The sequence below is a fragment of the Micromonospora sp. KC213 genome, from assembly GCF_004348325.1.
Classification (GTDB): Bacteria; Actinomycetota; Actinomycetes; order Mycobacteriales; family Micromonosporaceae; genus Micromonospora.
The window spans coordinates 1-16,045 of sequence record NZ_SMKF01000138.1 but is presented as its reverse complement, the minus strand read 5'-3'; the positions used below and the strand labels follow the sequence as shown (position 1 = coordinate 16,045).

At 73.7% G+C, this 16,045-nt stretch carries 14 protein-coding genes and 1 pseudogene; 6 read left to right on the top strand and 9 right to left on the bottom strand.

Annotated elements, in window-relative coordinates; genetic code table 11:
* The 7 genes from E1166_RS23085 to rpsB all read right to left on the bottom strand — a co-directional run.
* Positions 1–829: DivIVA domain-containing protein (locus E1166_RS23085; RefSeq protein WP_132341935.1), on the bottom strand; the 829-nt coding region annotated here is incomplete at its 3' end.
* 22 nt (positions 830–851) lie between these two features.
* Complete coding sequence (gene rlmN, locus E1166_RS23080) at positions 852–2,003, bottom strand: 23S rRNA (adenine(2503)-C(2))-methyltransferase RlmN (RefSeq protein ID WP_132341933.1); 1,152 nt, start codon at positions 2,001–2,003, stop codon at positions 852–854.
* 104 nt (positions 2,004–2,107) lie between these two features.
* Positions 2,108–3,643, bottom strand: a complete 1,536-nt coding sequence (locus tag E1166_RS23075) for a phosphatidate cytidylyltransferase (RefSeq protein ID WP_132341931.1) — start codon at positions 3,641–3,643, stop codon at positions 2,108–2,110.
* A 322-nt stretch (positions 3,644–3,965) separates the two neighbouring features.
* Positions 3,966–4,523, bottom strand: coding sequence for a ribosome recycling factor (gene frr, locus E1166_RS23070; RefSeq protein WP_132267053.1), 558 nt, complete (start codon positions 4,521–4,523; stop codon positions 3,966–3,968).
* An 86-nt stretch (positions 4,524–4,609) separates the two neighbouring features.
* The gene (gene pyrH / locus E1166_RS23065) at positions 4,610–5,377 is read right to left on the bottom strand and encodes a UMP kinase (RefSeq protein ID WP_132341929.1); all 768 of its coding nucleotides are present in this window, start codon (positions 5,375–5,377) and stop codon (positions 4,610–4,612) included.
* Between the two features lie 163 nt (positions 5,378–5,540).
* Positions 5,541–6,395 carry a translation elongation factor Ts gene (tsf, locus tag E1166_RS23060; RefSeq protein WP_132341927.1) on the bottom strand — a complete coding sequence of 285 codons (855 nt, stop codon included), beginning with the start codon at positions 6,393–6,395 and terminating at the stop codon, positions 5,541–5,543.
* A 139-nt stretch (positions 6,396–6,534) separates the two neighbouring features.
* Positions 6,535–7,407, bottom strand: coding sequence for a 30S ribosomal protein S2 (rpsB, locus tag E1166_RS23055; RefSeq protein ID WP_132341925.1), 873 nt, complete (start codon positions 7,405–7,407; stop codon positions 6,535–6,537).
* 335 nt (positions 7,408–7,742) lie between these two features.
* On the opposite strand from rpsB, the gene E1166_RS23050 reads away from it, so the two are divergent.
* The 3 genes from E1166_RS23050 (at position 7,743) to E1166_RS23040 (ending at position 10,934) form a co-directional block, all read left to right on the top strand.
* On the top strand, positions 7,743–8,102 hold the full coding sequence (locus tag E1166_RS23050; protein ID WP_132267061.1) for a YraN family protein: 360 nt from the start codon (positions 7,743–7,745) through the stop codon (positions 8,100–8,102).
* A 61-nt stretch (positions 8,103–8,163) separates the two neighbouring features.
* On the top strand, positions 8,164–9,684 hold the full coding sequence (locus tag E1166_RS23045) for a YifB family Mg chelatase-like AAA ATPase (RefSeq protein ID WP_132341923.1): 1,521 nt from the start codon (positions 8,164–8,166) through the stop codon (positions 9,682–9,684).
* Positions 9,681–10,934 (top strand): DNA-processing protein DprA, encoded by a 1,254-nt coding sequence (locus tag E1166_RS23040; protein ID WP_132341921.1) that lies wholly within the window; start codon positions 9,681–9,683, stop codon positions 10,932–10,934. The genes E1166_RS23045 and E1166_RS23040 overlap by 4 nt, the downstream gene beginning before the upstream one ends.
* A 5-nt stretch (positions 10,935–10,939) precedes the next feature.
* Here E1166_RS23040 and E1166_RS23035 read toward each other — a convergent pair whose 3' ends face one another.
* Positions 10,940–11,278 (bottom strand): hypothetical protein, encoded by a 339-nt coding sequence (locus E1166_RS23035; protein ID WP_132341919.1) that lies wholly within the window; start codon positions 11,276–11,278, stop codon positions 10,940–10,942.
* A gap of 247 nt (positions 11,279–11,525) precedes the next feature.
* Here E1166_RS23035 and E1166_RS23030 point away from each other — a divergent pair, with 247 nt between their 5' ends.
* The 3 genes from E1166_RS23030 to E1166_RS23020 are packed head-to-tail and all read left to right on the top strand — an operon-like array spanning position 11,526 to position 15,150.
* Complete coding sequence (locus E1166_RS23030; RefSeq protein WP_132341917.1) at positions 11,526–12,842, top strand: serine hydrolase domain-containing protein; 1,317 nt, start codon at positions 11,526–11,528, stop codon at positions 12,840–12,842.
* A gap of 8 nt (positions 12,843–12,850) precedes the next feature.
* Positions 12,851–13,915: a tyrosine recombinase XerC gene (locus E1166_RS23025; protein WP_132341915.1), complete on the top strand. Its 1,065-nt coding sequence runs from the start codon at positions 12,851–12,853 to the stop codon at positions 13,913–13,915.
* 53 nt (positions 13,916–13,968) lie between these two features.
* Entirely contained in the window at positions 13,969–15,150 is a 1,182-nt protein-coding gene (locus tag E1166_RS23020) for an aminotransferase class V-fold PLP-dependent enzyme (protein WP_132341913.1), read from the top strand.
* 141 nt (positions 15,151–15,291) lie between these two features.
* On the opposite strand, the pseudogene E1166_RS23015 reads toward E1166_RS23020, so the two are convergent.
* Positions 15,292–15,816, bottom strand: a pseudogene (locus tag E1166_RS23015) (peptidoglycan DD-metalloendopeptidase family protein); the annotation flags it as partial.
* Positions 15,817–16,045 lie beyond the last annotated feature (229 nt).

The window sequence follows — 16,045 nt, the reverse complement described above, 5'->3', positions numbered from 1 at the left end:
GGCCAGACATGGGCGGGCCAGACATCGGCGGGCCACCCGGCCCCTGCTGCGACATGGGGGGTGGCCCGGCCGGGCCACGACCCCGCAGGTCACGCAGCTCCCGATCGGACATCCGAATCTCGGCCGTCATGTCGGCGCGACCGTGCCGGCCGGCCTCGAAACCATCGAACCGCGGCTCATCCTGGCCGTACCCGCCCTGCCCGGGCGGCAGGCCACGCTGCGGCAGGCCACCGTGGCCGCCACCCGGCCCACCGGGGCCCATCGGGCCGCCATGCCCCAACTGACCACCGTGACCGGCCGGGCCACGCGGCGCGTCGTACCCGCCCCGTGGGGCGTCGTACCCGCCGGCGAAAGCACCCGTGGGCTCGTCGTACCCGCCCCGTGGGGCGTCGTACCCGCCGGCGTAGGCACCGGTCGGCTCCTCGTACCGGTTGCCGTAGCGGTCGGCCGGGCCGGGCTGCGCCGGCATCGCACGCGGTGGCATCGGCTGCGGGACGGGCGGGACCGAACGGTGGTCGTCGCGCATCGGCGGACCGACCCGATCCGCCGCCGCGCGCAGGTCACCGCTGCGGCCACCCAGGCCACCGCGCTCCTCCAGCTCGGCCAGCTGCCGCTCCACCCGGTCCAGGTGCAGGTCCACCTGCCACTCGTCGTACCCGTTGAAGCGGACCCGGAAGACGACGTCATGGACCTCCTGGGAGGCAACGGGTGCGCCCACCGGCTGGCCGGCCAGTGTCGCCTCGACCCGGTCCAGGAAGGCGTCCACCTCGTCGACCTTGTAGCCCCGGCGGAGCGCTTTGCGCCGGAAACGCTGACCCTGACTCGCCACTATGTCTCCTGGTCTCGTACCGCTACGCCCGGTCACGCCCGCGAGGCGCGTCGGTGTCCCTGTCCTCGGCGGCAGCCAGTTGCCCACACGCGCCGTCGATCTCGCGCCCCCTGGTGTCCCGCACCGTCGTGGACACCCCGGCATCCCGCAACCGCCGGACGAACTCCCGCTCGACCGGTTTGGGGCTGGCGTCCCAGCGACTGCCCGGCGTCGGGTTGAGCGGAATAAGGTTCACGTGGGTCAATCTGCCGGCCAACAGCCGACCGAGCAGATCGGCCCGCCACGGCTGGTCGTTCACATCCTTGATCATCGCGTATTCGATCGACACGCGGCGCCCTGTCCGGGCCGCGTAGTCCCACGCTGCGTCCAGCACTTCGGCTACCTTCCAGCGCTGGTTGACCGGCACGAGTTCGTCGCGCAGATCATCATCGGGGGCGTGTAGCGACAGCGCAAGGGTCACCGAGAGCTCTTCGCTGGCCAGTCGGCGGATGGCCGGAACCAGCCCGACCGTGGAAACGGTGATGTGCCGCTGGGACAGCCCGAGCCCCTCCGGCGCCGGCGCGACCAGCCGGCGGATCGCGCCGACCACCCGCGAGTAGTTGGCCAGCGGTTCGCCCATCCCCATGAACACGACGTGCGACAGCCGCGGCGGCGCACCCGCCACCGCCCCGGAGGCGGCGACACCGGCCAGGTAGACGGCCTGGTCGACGATCTCCGCGGTGGAGAGGTTGCGGGTCAGCCCGGCTTGGCCGGTGGCACAGAACGGGCAGGCCATGCCACAGCCGGCCTGGCTGGAGATGCAGACGGTCACCCGGTCCGGGTAGCCCATCAGCACGCTCTCCACCAACGCGCCGTCGTGTAGCCGCCACAGCGCCTTGCGGGTGGCGCCGTCGTCGCAGGCCAGCTCGCGCACGGGGTGCAGCAGGGTGGGCAGCAGCCCGCCGGCGATCCGCTTGCGGGTCGCCGCCGGCAGGTCCGTCATCTGCTCCGGGTCGCGTACCAGCCGCCCGAAGTAGTGATGGGAGACCTGCTTGGCGCGGAAGGCCGGCTCACCCAACTCGGTCACCAGCGCCTGACGCCCGGGCAGATCCAGGTCGGCGAGGTGGCGGGGCGGCATCGCGGGCCGGCGGCCGGGGGCGTCGGGGTCTACGGGAATCACAGGCAGGCTCGTCATGACCGGTCCAGTCTGTCACGCCGTTCGGCGAACTCACCTGCCCGGAAGTGCCGAATCCGCAGCGACCGGGCAGGCCGGGCGGACAGCCGCGCGTGATTCATTCCTCAGCTCACCACCGGCACGAAGACCGCCAGCAGCAGGTAGGCGGTGGGGACGGCGAAGAGGATCGAGTCCAGCCGGTCCATCAGGCCACCGTGCCCGGGCAGCAGATTGCTCATGTCCTTCACGCCCAGGTCACGCTTGATCATGGACTCGGCCAGGTCGCCGAGGACCGCCGCACCGGAGACCGCGAGCCCGAACACCGCCCCCCACCAGGGCGAGATATCCAACAGTTGCCAGACCAGCAGGGCACTGCCGGCCGCCGCCGCGGTCACCGAACCGGCGAAGCCCTCCCAGGACTTCTTCGGACTGATCGACGGGGCCATCGGATGCCTGCCGAAGGCGACCCCGGCGGCATACCCGCCGGTGTCGGAGAGCACCACCGCGACCAGGGTCACCAGCACCCGCAGGTGCCCGTCTTCGGGAACCGCCGCGAGCAGCGCCGCGAACCCGCCGAGGAACGGCACGTACACCGCGATCAGGGTGGCCGCCGTGATGTCCCGCTGGAAGTTGGCCGGGCCGTCGCCGAGCCGCCAGATCATCGTGCCGAGCACGGTGACCAGCAGCCCGAGACTGAGCGCGTCCGGGCCGGCGAACCAGGCCAGCCCCACGGTGAGCACCCCGCCGGCAACCAGCGGCACCAGCGGCGGATGGGCGTCGCTGCGGCGTACCGCGCGGACCATCTCCCAGGTGCCGACACCGACCGCCGCGGCCACCACGGCCAGGAACGCGGGAGGGTAGAAGAAGAGGGGTACGAGGATCGACGCGCCCAGCGCGACACCGACCCCGATCGCGGCCGGGAGATTACGCCCGGCCCGACCGGCGGCGGGCTGCTGCGTCGGCGGCCGTTCCGCCGAGGCTCGGCGCCTACCGGGCGACCGCCTCGTGGGCGAGGGGTGCGGCTCCTCGTCGATCTCCGCCGGGACCGGCGGGATCTGGGCGGTCGGCGCGTCGTCGTCCCGCGCCGGCGCGAGCGACGAGGTCGGTGGAACGTCGCGGACCGGGGCCAGCGACGCGGTCGGCGCGTCGTCGTACACCGGTCGGACCGGGCCACGACCCGCGCCGGGAACCTCCGTCGGCCCGGTGCTCAACGCGTTGATCGGGCCGGAGCCTGACGCGCTGATCGGTCCGGGCTGCGGTGCGTTGATCGGCCCGGTGCCCGGTGCCCGGGTCGGGCCGGCGTTCGGTGTGCTGGTCGGGCCGGTGCCCGGCTGGCCGGACGGCGGGGCGGGCGGGCCGTCGTGGTGGCGGCCGGCCCGGGAGCGGTCACGCGCCTCGCCCGCAGACGGGGAGAGGCCGTCCTCGCGCGTGCCGTACGGCACGCCCCGGTCGTCCCAGGCGGGCTCGTACGGGTCGACGTCCGGACCGTCCAGACCTCGGTCACGCGGGCGGGGGCGGGCCTGCGGCCCGGCGTACGGCTCGGAGGCGGGCTGCCGGCCCCAGGGCTCGACGTTCCGCTCCGGCCAGGGCAGCGCCGAGGGGCGCTCCGGCCGGTTCCAGCCACGCGGCTCGGTGCCGCCGTAGGGGTCGAGGTGGGACATCAGGCACCAGACGACGGTACGAGTTCCACCACATGACGCAAAACCAAAGCCATCCCCTACACACGTGAGGTGTTCCGTCCGATTGGCCGGCCCGACGACCGGCCGATCCCCGGCGTTCACCGCGCGGTGGTCGGGAATCGTGCCGAGCCTACTGCACCGCTCCCCCGGACAGGGTGGACGATGACCCGCCCACCCGTGCCGCGCCCCGTGATCCCAGGTCTCGCCGCCCCGACGGCGGCGAGGGTGCGACAACAGCGGCACCGGCGTCCCACCGCCCGCGACGGGCGGCGGCACGCCGGTGCCACGGGTACGGCGAGGGCGCTCAGACCTCGAGCAGTTCCGCTTCCTTGTGCTTGACCAACTCGTCGACGGTGGCGACGTATCGCTGGGTGAGGTCGTCGAGTTCCTTCTCGGCGCGCCGGCCTTCGTCCTCGCCGACCTCGCCGTCCTTGACCAGGCGGTCCAACTCTTCCTTGCCCTTGCGGCGGATGTTGCGGACGGCCACCTTGGCTTCCTCGCCCTTGTGCCGGGCCACCTTGATCATCTCGCGGCGGCGTTCCTCGGTCATCTGCGGGAGCAGGATGCGCAGCTGGTTACCCTCGTTGTTCGGGTTCACCCCGAGGTCGGAGTCGCGGATCGCCTTCTCCATCGCGTTGAGCTGCGAGTTGTCGTACGGCTTGATGATCACCATGCGCGGCTCGGGGACCCCGATGGAGGCCATCTGCGGCAACGGCGTCGGGCTGCCGTAGTAGTCGATCACGATCCGGGAGAACATGGCGGCGTTGGCGCGACCGGTACGGATCCCGCCGAACTCCTCCTTGGCGTGCTCGATGGCACGCTCCATCTTCTCCTCGGCCTCGAGGAGGGTGTCGTCGATCACCGGTCTCCTCGCCTCCTTCTGTTGCTCGTCGTGGGCTGTGGCGGCGGCCCGTCGGAGGACCGCCACGGTGGGGCCGGCGGGGCCGTTCAGGCGGTGATCAGCGTACCGATCTTGTCGCCCCCGACCGCGCGGATGATCGTGTCGTCGCCCTGGGCGCCGAAGACCAGCATCGGCAGACCGTTCTCCATGCAGAGGCTGAACGCGGCGGCGTCGGCCACCCGCAGGTTGCGGCGCAGCACCTCGGAGAAGGTGATCGAGTCGAACTTGCTGGCGGTGGAGTCGACCCGGGGATCGGCGGTGTACACGCCGTCCACCCCGTTCTTGCTCATCAGCACCACGTCGGCGCGGATCTCCAGCGCGCGCTGCGCGGCGACCGTGTCGGTCGAGAAGTACGGCATACCGGCGCCGGCCCCGAAGATCACCACGCGGCCCTTCTCCAGGTGCCGGATAGCGCGCAACGGGATGTACGGCTCGGCGACCTGGGCCATCGTGATCGCGCTCTGCACCCGGGTCTCGATGCCCTCCTTCTCCAGGAAGTCCTGCAGAGCCAGGCAGTTCATCACGGTCCCGAGCATGCCCATGTAGTCGGCCCGGGCCCGGTCCATGCCGCGCTTCTGCAGCTCGGCGCCGCGGAAGAAGTTGCCGCCGCCGACGACGACGGAGACCTGCACGCCACGCCGGACGACGGTGGCGATCTGCCGGGCGATGGCCTGCACGACGTCCGGGTCGACGCCGATCGCGCCGCCGCCGAAGACCTCACCGGAAAGCTTCAGCACCACCCGGCGGGTCCGCCCCGGGGGCGGCGCCGTCGGATCGCCCGCCTCCAGGCTCCGGTCACTCACAACCTGCGTCATCCGCCCCGCCCTTCCCCGGGCGCACGTCCCGCGCGCCGCGTACCGCTCAGCTGCCGTTGCCGACCCTATGTGACGAGGAGGCCGAGGTGCCTGTCACGTACACCTGCGGCCTCCTCGTCGACGTTCCCTGCCCACGGACGCGCCATGCGCCCGGTCCGGCGGATCAGGCCTGGCCGACCTCGAACCGCAGGAAGCGGGTCACCTCGATGCCGGCCTCGGCCAGCACCTGCTTCACGGTCTTCTTGTTGTCGGCGACCGAGGCCTGCTCCAGCAGGACGTAGTCCTTGAAGAAGGCGTTGACCCGACCCTCGACGATCTTCGGCAGCGCCGCCTCGGGCTTGTTCTCCTCACGGGCGGTCTGCTCGGCGATGCGCCGCTCGGACTCGACGACCTCGGCCGGCACCTCGTCGCGGGTGAGGTACTTCGGCCGCATCGCGGCGATCTGCATGGCCACCCCACGGGCGTCCGAGTCAGACGCCTCGTCGCCGGCTGCCTGGCCGGCGCTCGCGCCGGCGGTGCCGGTGTACTGCACCAGCACGCCGACCGCCGGCGGCAGGTCCTGGCTCTTGCGGTGCAGGTAGACAGCGGTGGTGCCGTCGAGCTTGGCGAAGCGGTTGAGCACCAGCTTCTCACCGATCTTGGCGGACTGCTCCTGGACCAGGTCGGCCACCGTCCGGCCGTCGAGCTCGGAGGCGAGCAGCTCCTCGGCGTTGCTCACGCCGCTGCGCTCGCCGTGCTCGACCAACTGCTGGGCCAGCGCGATGAAGGCTTCGTTCTTGGCCACGAAGTCGGTCTCGCAGTTGAGCTCGAGCAGCGCGTGGCCGAAGTGCGCGACGAGGCCGTTGGCGGCCGTGCGCCCGGCCCGCTTGCCGACGTCCTTGGCGCCCTTGACACGCAGGATCTCGACGGCCTTGTCGAAGTCGCCCTCGGCCTCGGTCAACGCCTTCTTGCAGTCCATCATGCCGGCGCCGGTGAGGTCGCGGAGCTTCTTGACGTCCGCGGCGGTGAAGTTGGACATGACTCTCTCTTCGGTGTCGTGTCGGAACTGCGGTGGGATGGTCTGGATGCCGGTCACCCGGATCCGGGCCGGATGTGCCCGGCGTACCCGCCGCTCCCCGCCGCCGGCCGAACCGGACGGCGGGGACGCGACGGTGCGGTCACTCCGCGGCGGCGGTCGCCGGCTGCTCGACCGGCGCCTGCTCGACCGGCGCCTGCTCGACCGCCGGCTGCTCGTCGGCCTTCTTCGGCTCCTCGAGCAACTCGCGCTCCCACTCGGCCAGCGGCTCGTCGGCGCCGACCTGGCCCGCCTCGGGCTTCTCGTCGGCGCCCCGGCGGCGGCCCGACCGCGCGATCAGGCCGTCGGCCACGGCGGCGGCGACAACCCTGGTCAGCAGCTCGGCCGAGCGGATCGCGTCGTCGTTACCCGGGATCGGGAAGTCGACCTCGTCCGGGTCGCAGTTGGTGTCGAGCACGGCGATCACCGGGATGCCCAGCTTACGGGCCTCGTCGACGGCGATGTGCTCCTTCTTGGTGTCGATCACCCAGATCGCGGCCGGGAGCTTCTGCATGTCGCGCAGGCCACCGAGGGTCTTGGTGAGCTTGGTCTTCTCGCGGAACAGCTGCAGGGTCTCCTTCTTGGTGTAACCGGCGGCGGTGCCGCTCAGGTCACCCAGGGCCTCCAGCTCCTTCATCCGCTGCAGCCGCTTGTACACCGTCTGGAAGTTGGTCAGCATGCCACCGAGCCAGCGGTGGTTGACGTACGGCTGGCCGACCCGGGTCGCCTGCTCGGCGATGGCCTCCTGGGCCTGCTTCTTGGTGCCGACGAAGAGGATGCTGCCGCCCTCGGCGACGGTGTTGCGCACGAAGTCGTACGCCTTCTCGATGTAGTCGAGGGTCTGGCGCAGGTCGATGATGTAGATACCGTTGCGCTCGGTGAAGATGAAGCGCTTCATCTTCGGGTTCCAGCGCCGGGTCTGGTGCCCGAAGTGGACACCGCTTTCCAGCAGCTGACGCATGGTCACGACGGCCATGGTGGGGTACTCCCTCTGATCCCTGGTTGTCCCGCCCGGCCGGCGGCCGGGCGTCCTGGCGCCCGGTCGCCGGCCATGGTGGGCCCGACCGGGATCGGGACCAGGGAGACCGTCGCCCCACGGAACCGTGGAGAGGGCGCGCGAGGTCGACCGCGCGAGGCGGTCGCCAGTCGCCCAGTGTACGCCTCCGTCGCGTCGTCGGTCCGCCGGGTTCGCGAACCGCCCGATAGCACACCGCCCACATGATCAGGTAGCCGTCCACAGGCCGCCGCGCCGTCCACAGCCCCCGAGGTACGGGCGACCCGGTGACCGGTCGACACCACATCCTCGGCGGCATGACGAAGCGGAACCAGGCGGTCGGCGCGTACGGCGAACGGTGTGCGCTGCGCCACCTCATCGGAGCGGGCCTGCGTCCGGTCGCCCGCAACTGGCGCTGCCCGGACGGCGAGATCGACATCATCGCCTGGGACGGCCCGGTGCTCGCCTTCTGCGAGGTGAAGACCCGACGCACCGGCGACTACGGCACCCCGGCCGAGGCCGTCGTGCCACGCAAGGCCCGCCGGTTGCGTGGCCTGGCGGCCCGCTGGCTGGCCGAGAGCGGCGTCACCGCCGACGAGGTGCGCTTCGACGTGCTCGCGGTCCGCCTGCCGGCCGCCGGTCCGGCACTGGTCGAACACGTCAAGGACGCGTTCTGATGGGCCGACCGGGTATCCACCGACCCCGCCGCCGTGCTCCGGCGACGCCGGGAGGAGCGCGGTGAGCTACGCCAAGGTGCTTTGCGTGGGGTTGGTCGGGGTGACCGGGCACCTGGTCGAGGTGGAGGCCGACCTGTCGCCGGGGCTGCCCGCGGTGGCCATCTCCGGGCTGCCCGACACCGCGCTGCACGAGGCCCGTGACCGGGTCCGCGCCGCCATCGTGAACTCCGGGCAGCGCTGGCCCAACCGGCGCATCACGCTCAACCTCCTGCCGGCGGCGCTGCCCAAGCATGGTTCGGCGTTCGACCTGGCCATCGCGGCGGCCGTGCTCGGCGGCTCCGGGGAACTGCCCCTCACCCCACTGGACGGGGTGGTGGTCCTCGGCGAACTGGGCCTGGACGGGACGGTCCGCCCGGTGCGCGGGGTGCTGCCGATGGTCGCCGCGGCGGCGCGGGCCGGGCACGACCGGGTCGTCGTCCCGGTGCAGAACGCCCGGGAGGCGGGAGTCGTCCCCGGTGTCCGGGTCCGGGCCGTCGACACGCTGCACCGGCTGGTCTCGTACGTCCGCGACGGCAGCCCGCTGCTGGCCGCACCGACCCACCCGCCGCGCAGCGATCCCGGCGGGCCGGACCTGGCCGACGTGGCCGGTCAGGGGCTGGGTCGGCGGGCGCTGGAGGTGGCCGCCGCCGGCGGGCATCACCTGGCGCTGCTCGGGCCGCCCGGCGCGGGCAAGACGATGCTGGCCGAGCGACTGCCGTCGATCCTGCCGGAGTTGGACGACGACGCAGCGCTGGAGGTCACCGCGCTGCACTCGATCGCAGGGCTGCTCCCGCCCGACGGGCGGCTGGTGCGGCGTCCGCCGTTCCAGGCGCCGCACCACACCGCGACCGTTCCGGCGCTGGTCGGCGGCGGGAGCGGGCTGGCCCGCCCCGGTGCGGTCTCCCTGGCCCACCGGGGCGTGCTCTTCCTCGACGAGGCACCCGAGTTCAGCAAGGGCGCGCTGGAGGCACTGCGGCAACCGCTGGAGCACGGCCGGGTCCAACTGGCCCGCAGCGGCGGCGGCACCGAGTACCCGGCCCGCACCCAACTGGTGCTGGCCGCGAACCCCTGCCCGTGCGCGAAGCCCGCCGGCGACGCGTACTGCGAGTGCAGCCCGCTGGCCCGGCGGCGCTACCTGGGCCGGCTCTCCGGGCCGCTGCTCGACCGCATCGACCTGCAGGTGAAGCTGCTGCCGGTGCGGGCGGCGGAGTTGCTGGAGACCGTCGGTGCCGGTGAGTCGTCGACCGACGTCTCGGCCCGGGTGGCGGCGGCCCGGCGGGCGGCGGCGGCCCGGTGGGACCCGACCGGCCGCCGGCTCAACGCCGAAATCCCCGGCCCGTATCTGCGCCGGCCGCCGTGGCGGCTGCCCGCCGGGGACACCGCCGAGCTGCGCGCTCGGCTCGACTCCGGCGCGATCTCCGCCCGGGGGTTCGACCGGATCATCCGGCTGGCCTGGACGATCGCCGACCTGGACGGCCGGGACCGGCCGGGGCGTGAGGACGTGCTGGAGGCCATTCAACTGAGAACGGGGGAAGGGTCATGAGCGCCCGAGAGGAGCGGCTGCTGGCCCGGATCGCGTTGACCTGGCTCACCGAACCGGGCACCTGGGCGGTGTACCGGTTGGTCCAGCGGCTCGGCCCGGTGGCCACGCTGGACCTGCTGTGCGACGGCGGGGCGTCGGACCGGCGGCTGCGCGAGGCGGTGGCCGCGCGCCTGCCGGCGGGAGACCCCCGGGCGGTCGCCACCGACGCCCTCGCCCGGGCCGAGCGGGTCGGGGCCCGGATCCTCACCCCGGAGGACGACGAGTGGCCCGCCCAGCTCAACGACCTGCACCGGCTCGTCCTGGCCGGCGCCACCCGCCGGGTCGACCTGGAGACCGCGCCGCCGCTCTGCTTCTGGGTACGCGGCGGATGGCCGCTCGGCGAGGCCCTGGACCGCTCGGTCGCGGTGGTCGGCGCCCGCGCGGCCACCGGGTACGGCATCCACGTCGCCACCGAGATCGGGTACGGGCTGGCCGACCGGGACTGGTCCGTGGTCTCCGGCGGCGCGTTCGGCATCGACGCCGCCGCACACCGGGGCGCGTTGACGGCCGGCGGGGTGACCGTGGCGGTGCTCGCCTGCGGGGTGGACCGCCCTTACCCGATGGGCAACGCGGCGTTGTTCGACCGGATCGCCGATACGGGGTTGCTGGTCAGCGAGTGGATGCCCGGTTCCGATCCATTGCGCCCGAGGTTCCTGATCCGCAACCGGGTGATCGCCGCGGCCACCCGGGGGACGGTCCTGGTGGAGGCGGCGGCCCGCAGCGGCGCGACCCAGACCCTGCACCGGGCGCTGGCCATGGGCCGGCGGGCGATGGTCGTCCCGGGCCCGGTGACCTCGGCGATGTCGGTCGGCGCGCACGAGCTGCTGCGCGAGCGGCAGCACGCCCGGCTGGTGACCGGGGTGGCGCACGTGCTGGAGGAGGTGGGCCGGATCGGCGAGGACCTGGCGCCACCGGCGCGCGGCGCCGAACGTCCGACCGATCGACTGGACGACGAGGCGGCCCTGGTGCTGGAGTCGTTGCCGCGGCGCGGCGCGCTCAGTGTCGATGCCCTGGCGGCCCGCGCCGGGGTGGACCTGCGGACGGCGCTGCGGAAGCTCTCTCTGCTGGAGGAGCTGTCGCTGGTGGTCCGCCGGGACGGCGGCGGGTACGCCCTCGCCCCGCCGCCGTCGGGTGGCTCGGCGGCGCGACCCACCGCGGCCCCGACCGGGCAGCCGTCACCGTCGGGATGCTCCGGGTCAGCGGCGGGATGAGCGGCTCAGTCCGCCTCGAAGCGGATCTCCAGGTCACGCTGGCGTGTGCAGCGCCGCACGAGCGCCACCACCCGGCGGAGCTGGTCGGTCTCGGCCCGGGTACGGGCGGCCTCGGCCAGGCGGTCCAGTTCGGCGAGGAGGTGGAGGGCTCGCTGCGCACCCACCACGAGGTCGCCGGACGGGCCGACCTGGTCCAACAGCGGGGTGGCACCGCCGCCCCGACCCCGGTTCACCAGGTCGAGCAGCAGATCGTCCGGGTCGGCCACCAGCTGGGTGGCGACCGGGTACGGCGGGCGAGCCGGACCGCGCGGCACCAGTCGGTAGAGGACGACGTCCAGGCCCATGAGGGTCCTCCTCCCGTCGGCGCACCCACCCCGGCGGTGCGATGCCGGCGCGGTGGGCCGTCCCTGCCTTCCAGTCTTACCGCCGTCGTCACCTCCGGGCCAGCGTCGATCCGCCCGGATTCACCGGGGCGTGGCTGGCGCCGTCGGGTGGGCACGCCGGCACGGCCGGGGTTCGGGCCAGCTGCACGGCGACGACGGTCGGCGTGCAGCTGGCCCACCCGTGTGGGCCGGTGAGAGGATCGCGGCCATGCCTGTTCAGCGCCGCTCCATACTCGGTTTCGGACTCGCCGCCGCCGTCGGACTCACCGGCTGCGGGGAGAACCGGCCCGCCGCCCAGTCGGGTTCCTGGCAGGTGCCCTCCTCCGAGGGCGGCCAGGGCGGCGCGGCGTCCGGCCGGGCACCCCGGGTCCCCGGCGCCGGGCCGACCGCCGCCGCGCGGCCCCGCGCCCTGTCCACGGCGCTGCACCGGTATCTGCAGCCGACCACGGAGAACCCGAAACATCCCACGTACCCGGGCGCGGTGGTGCTCGCGCAGGTCGACGGCGTACCGACCGACCACCTCGCGGCAGGCGAGGCGTTGCGCTACGACGCCGGCCCGGTGCTGCTGCCCGCCGCGAAACGCGTCGCCATGCGGCCGGACTCGATCTTCGACCTGGCCTCGATCACGAAGGTCTACACCACGATCCTCGCGCTTCAGCAGGTCGACAAGGGACGGATTGACCTTGACGCGCCGGTGCTCCGGTACCTGCCCGACTTCACCGGCGCCGGCAAGTCGGCCGTCACCGTCGCGATGCTGCTGGCCCACACCAGCGGTCTGCCGGTCGGGGCGAAGGTGAACGGTTACTCGACGATCGCACAACGGTGGCGCGCGGTGCTCGCGACGCCGCTGGTCAGCGGGGCCGTACCGGGCACGGTGTTCCGCTACTCCAGCGTCGGCCTGATGGTCGTCGGCAGGCTCGTGGAGAAGGTGACCGGGCAGAGCCTCGACCGCGCCCTGAAGGTCGGCCTGACCGAGCCGCTGGGACTACGGCACACCGGGTTCAACCCGAACACCTGGCTCAGCGCCACCGACCGGGCCGCCCGTCTGGTCGCCACCGACGCCCGCTCCTCCCGTGGGCTGCTGCGCGGCGTGGTACACGACGACGTGGCCAATCAGCTGGGCGGCATCGCCGGACACGCCGGCATCTTCAGCACCGCCGAAGAGGTGGCCGTCGTCGGCCAACTGCTGCTGGACGGCGGCACGTACGGCGGGCAGCGGATCCTCGCCGCGAGCACCGTACGGCGGATGCTGCGCAACGCCAACGTCGGGCTGCCCGCGGTGGACCCGGAGCGTCCCGCCCGCACCGCCGACCACGGTCTCGGCGTGGTGCTCGACCAGCCCTGGTTCATGGGCCGGCTGGCCAGCCCCACCGCCTTCGGGCACACCGGCTTCACCGGTACCTCACTGGTGGTCGCGCCCGACCGGCGGATGGTACTGGTGCTGCTCACCAACCGCGCCCATCCGAACTGGAGCTGGTCGAACCCCGACCCGGCCCGGGTCGCCGTGGCGAACGCGCTGGCCTGACCGCCACGATGAGCCGCGAGAGTACCCGCAGCAGGCACCAGGCGCTGCCGCCGGCGATGCGGGAGGCGGTGGACGACTTCGCCGACCATCTGGCCCGGGTACGCAACCGCTCCGTACACACCGTGCGCGCCTATGTGGCCGACCTGGTCTCGCTCCTCGACCACGCCGGCCGGATGGGTTGCGCCACGCCGGCCGACCTGGAGCTGGCCGTGCTGCGCAGCTGGCTGGCCAAGCAGCGGACGCTGGGCGCGGCACGTCGCTCGCTGGCGAGGCGGGCGGCGACCGCCCGGACCTTCAGCGCGTGGGCACATCGCAACGGGTTGCTCGCCACGGATGTGGCCGTCGCGCTGGCCAGTCCGCAGGGGCACCGGGAGCTGCCGACGGTGCTCCGCGCCGACCAGGCCGCCGCCCTCGTCGAGGCGCCGGCCCGGGCCTCCCGCGCAACCGGCACCGGAACCGTCGACCCCGACGCCGGGCCCGGCGACGACCGGGCTCGACCCGGCGACGAGACGGTCCGGCCCGTCGGGGCGGCTCGACCTGCCGCCGGGGCGGTCGGTGTCGGCGACGAGGCGGTCCGCCTGCGCGACCGGATCCTGCTGGAGCTGCTCTACGGCACCGGAGTGCGGATCAGCGAGGCGTGCGGCCTGGACGTCACCGACGTCGACCAGGGCCGGCGGGTGGTGCGGGTGCTCGGCAAGGGCGGCCGGGAGCGCTCCGTGCCCTACGGGGTGCCGGCGCAGCGGGCGATCGACGACTGGCTGCGGTCCGGTCGGCCGGCCCTGGCCGGGCCGGGATCGGGAGCTGCCCTGCTGCTCGGCGCCCGGGGTGGGCGGCTGAACCCGACGACCGCGCGACGGATCGTCGCCGGTTACGCCGCCGACCTCGGGTTGCCCCGGGTCAGCCCACACGGGCTGCGCCACTCGGCGGCGACCCACCTGCTCGAAGGCGGCGCGGACCTGCGGGCGGTGCAGGAACTGCTGGGGCACTCGTCGCTCGGCAGCACCCAGATCTACACCCACGTGTCGGTGGAGCGGCTGCGGGCGGCGTACCGGCAGGCCCATCCCCGCGCCTGACCTCGGCCCGCGGACCGGGAGGTCGACAAACCGATCAAGGATACGATCGCGGCATGACCGTCGTCCGGCCGCCCGAACCGATTCCCGGCGCCCGACTGCTCTTCTCCCTCGACCCGGCGGTCAGTCACCTCAACCACGGTTCGTTCGGCGCGGTGCCGGTCGCCGTGCAGCGCGCCCAGCAGCGCCTGCGCGACGAGATGGAGGCCAACCCGCTGCGCTTCTTCAGCCAGGGGCTGGTCGACCGGATCACCCACACCCGCCGGCACGTGGCCACCTTCCTCGGCGCCGACCCGGACGGCACCGCGTTGGTCGGCAACGCCACCACCGGCGCCGCCATCGTGCTGCAGTCGATCGGCCTGCGCCCCGGCGACGAGGTGCTCACCACCGACCACGGGTACGGCGCGGTCGACCTCTGCGTCGCCCGGGAGTGCCGGCGGACCGGGGCGGGTGCCAGGGCGCTGCGGGTGCCGCTGTCCGCCACCGACGAGGAGATCGTCGAGATCGTCCGGGACGGGCTGCGCCCCGGCCGTACCCGGCTGCTCGTCATCGATCAGATCTCCTCGCCCACCGCCCGGCTCTTCCCGGTCGCGGCCGTCGTGGGGGTGGCCCGGGAGCGGGGGGTGCCGGTGTTGGTGGACGCCGCCCACGCTCCGGGCATGCTCCCGGTCGACGTGGCCGCCGTCGGCGCCGACTTCTGGGTGGGCAACCTGCACAAGTGGGCGTACGCGCCGCGCGGCACCGCCGCGCTGGTGGTCGCGCCGCGGTGGCGGGAACGGATCGAGCCCCTGGTCGTCTCCTGGGAACAGCACGCCGGATTCCCCCACAGTGTGGAATGGCAGGCGACGTTGGACTACACGGGCTGGCTGAGTGCCCCGGCCGGACTCTTCACGCTGCGCAGCCTCGGGCTGGACCGGGTACGCGCGCACAACGCCGCGCTCGCCGCGTACGGGCAGCAGGTGGTCGGGGCAGCGCTCGGGGTCGCACCGGCCGATCTGCCGGACCCGGGCGGGCCGGGGGTTGCCATGCGGCTCGTCCCGCTGCCGCCGGGCGTCGTCACCACCTTCGACGCCGCCCACGCGCTGCGAGCCCGGATCGCCGAACGGCTCGCGGCGGAGGTGTCGGTGGCCGCCTGGCAGGGTCGGGGCTGGCTACGGCTCTGCGGGCAGGTCTACAACACCCCCGACGAGTACGAGCGGCTGGCCGCCCGGCTGCCGGCGCTGCTCGCCCGGGGCTGATCCGCTTCGCGGCCGGCGCTGCCCGCACCGGCAGCCGGTTGCTCGACGCCGGTCGCCCCATCCGGGGGCCGCCGATCCGCCAACAGATTGGACGCCCGACGCCGGCCGTGTCCCGTCCGGCGGGTACGAGCCCAGGTCGGCGTCGACGGGCAACAGCCGGACCGGACCGAGCCCCAGCAACGCCAGCGGGTCGAGGTACTCGGCGCCGCGTCGGAGCCCCCAGTGCAGGCAACCCGCCACCGGGCAGCCGGGGTGCCCGGCCAGCAGGGTGCCGAGCGGCGCACCGGCCGGCACCGGGTCGCCCGGACGTACGTCGGGTCGTACCGGCTCGTAGGTGGTCCGCAGGCCCGCCGCGTGCCCGACGGTGATCACCGGCCGGCCGGCGACCGGACCGGCGAAGAGGACCGTGCCGGGCCCGGCCGCCCGCACCGTGGTTCCCGGCGCGGCGGCCAGATCCACGCCGCGGTGACCGGCCTGCCACGGCAGCGGCGGCGGGTCGAAGCGGCGCACCGGACGCGGCGTCCCGTCGACCGGCCAGCGGAACACCGGACGGTGCCCGGAGTTGGCGGTCGGCGTCACCGCGCCGACCGTCGCCGGTGCTGCCGGCACGCCGATGGCCAGCAGGGCCGCACACCACACCGTCGCACGTCGCACCCGTTGTCGCATGTCGCCAGCATGCCGACGCGACGACCAACCCGACACGGACAGCCCGTCCGCTGTGGATGATGACAGGCCCTGTGGACAGTCACCCACGGCCGTACCTGATCTGCTAGACCCGCCGACCCGAGCGCCCGGGCCAGCCCGACGATCATCACGTCACCGTCCGGTGGCCGCGGCGTGTCGCACCGCCAACTTCATGATCAACCAGGGGTGGGGGGCAGCGCGGGGGGTGTGG

What these genes read in the sequence shown, in the direction of transcription:
- rlmN (WP_132341933.1), bottom strand. Translation starts at nt 2,003, where the DNA reads ATGACGAGCCTGCCTGTGATTCCCGTAGACCCCGACGCCCCCGGCCGC.
- E1166_RS23075 (WP_132341931.1), bottom strand. Translation starts at nt 3,643, where the DNA reads ATGTCCCACCTCGACCCCTACGGCGGCACCGAGCCGCGTGGCTGGAAC.
- pyrH (WP_132341929.1), bottom strand. Translation starts at nt 5,377, where the DNA reads ATGACGCAGGTTGTGAGTGACCGGAGCCTGGAGGCGGGCGATCCGACG.
- tsf (WP_132341927.1), bottom strand. Translation starts at nt 6,395, where the DNA reads ATGTCCAACTTCACCGCCGCGGACGTCAAGAAGCTCCGCGACCTCACC.
- rpsB (WP_132341925.1), bottom strand. Translation starts at nt 7,407, where the DNA reads ATGGCCGTCGTGACCATGCGTCAGCTGCTGGAAAGCGGTGTCCACTTC.
- E1166_RS23050 (WP_132267061.1), top strand. Translation starts at nt 7,743, where the DNA reads ATGACGAAGCGGAACCAGGCGGTCGGCGCGTACGGCGAACGGTGTGCG.
- E1166_RS23040 (WP_132341921.1), top strand. Translation starts at nt 9,681, where the DNA reads ATGAGCGCCCGAGAGGAGCGGCTGCTGGCCCGGATCGCGTTGACCTGG.
- E1166_RS23035 (WP_132341919.1), bottom strand. Translation starts at nt 11,278, where the DNA reads ATGGGCCTGGACGTCGTCCTCTACCGACTGGTGCCGCGCGGTCCGGCT.
- E1166_RS23030 (WP_132341917.1), top strand. Translation starts at nt 11,526, where the DNA reads ATGCCTGTTCAGCGCCGCTCCATACTCGGTTTCGGACTCGCCGCCGCC.
- E1166_RS23025 (WP_132341915.1), top strand. Translation starts at nt 12,851, where the DNA reads ATGAGCCGCGAGAGTACCCGCAGCAGGCACCAGGCGCTGCCGCCGGCG.
- E1166_RS23020 (WP_132341913.1), top strand. Translation starts at nt 13,969, where the DNA reads ATGACCGTCGTCCGGCCGCCCGAACCGATTCCCGGCGCCCGACTGCTC.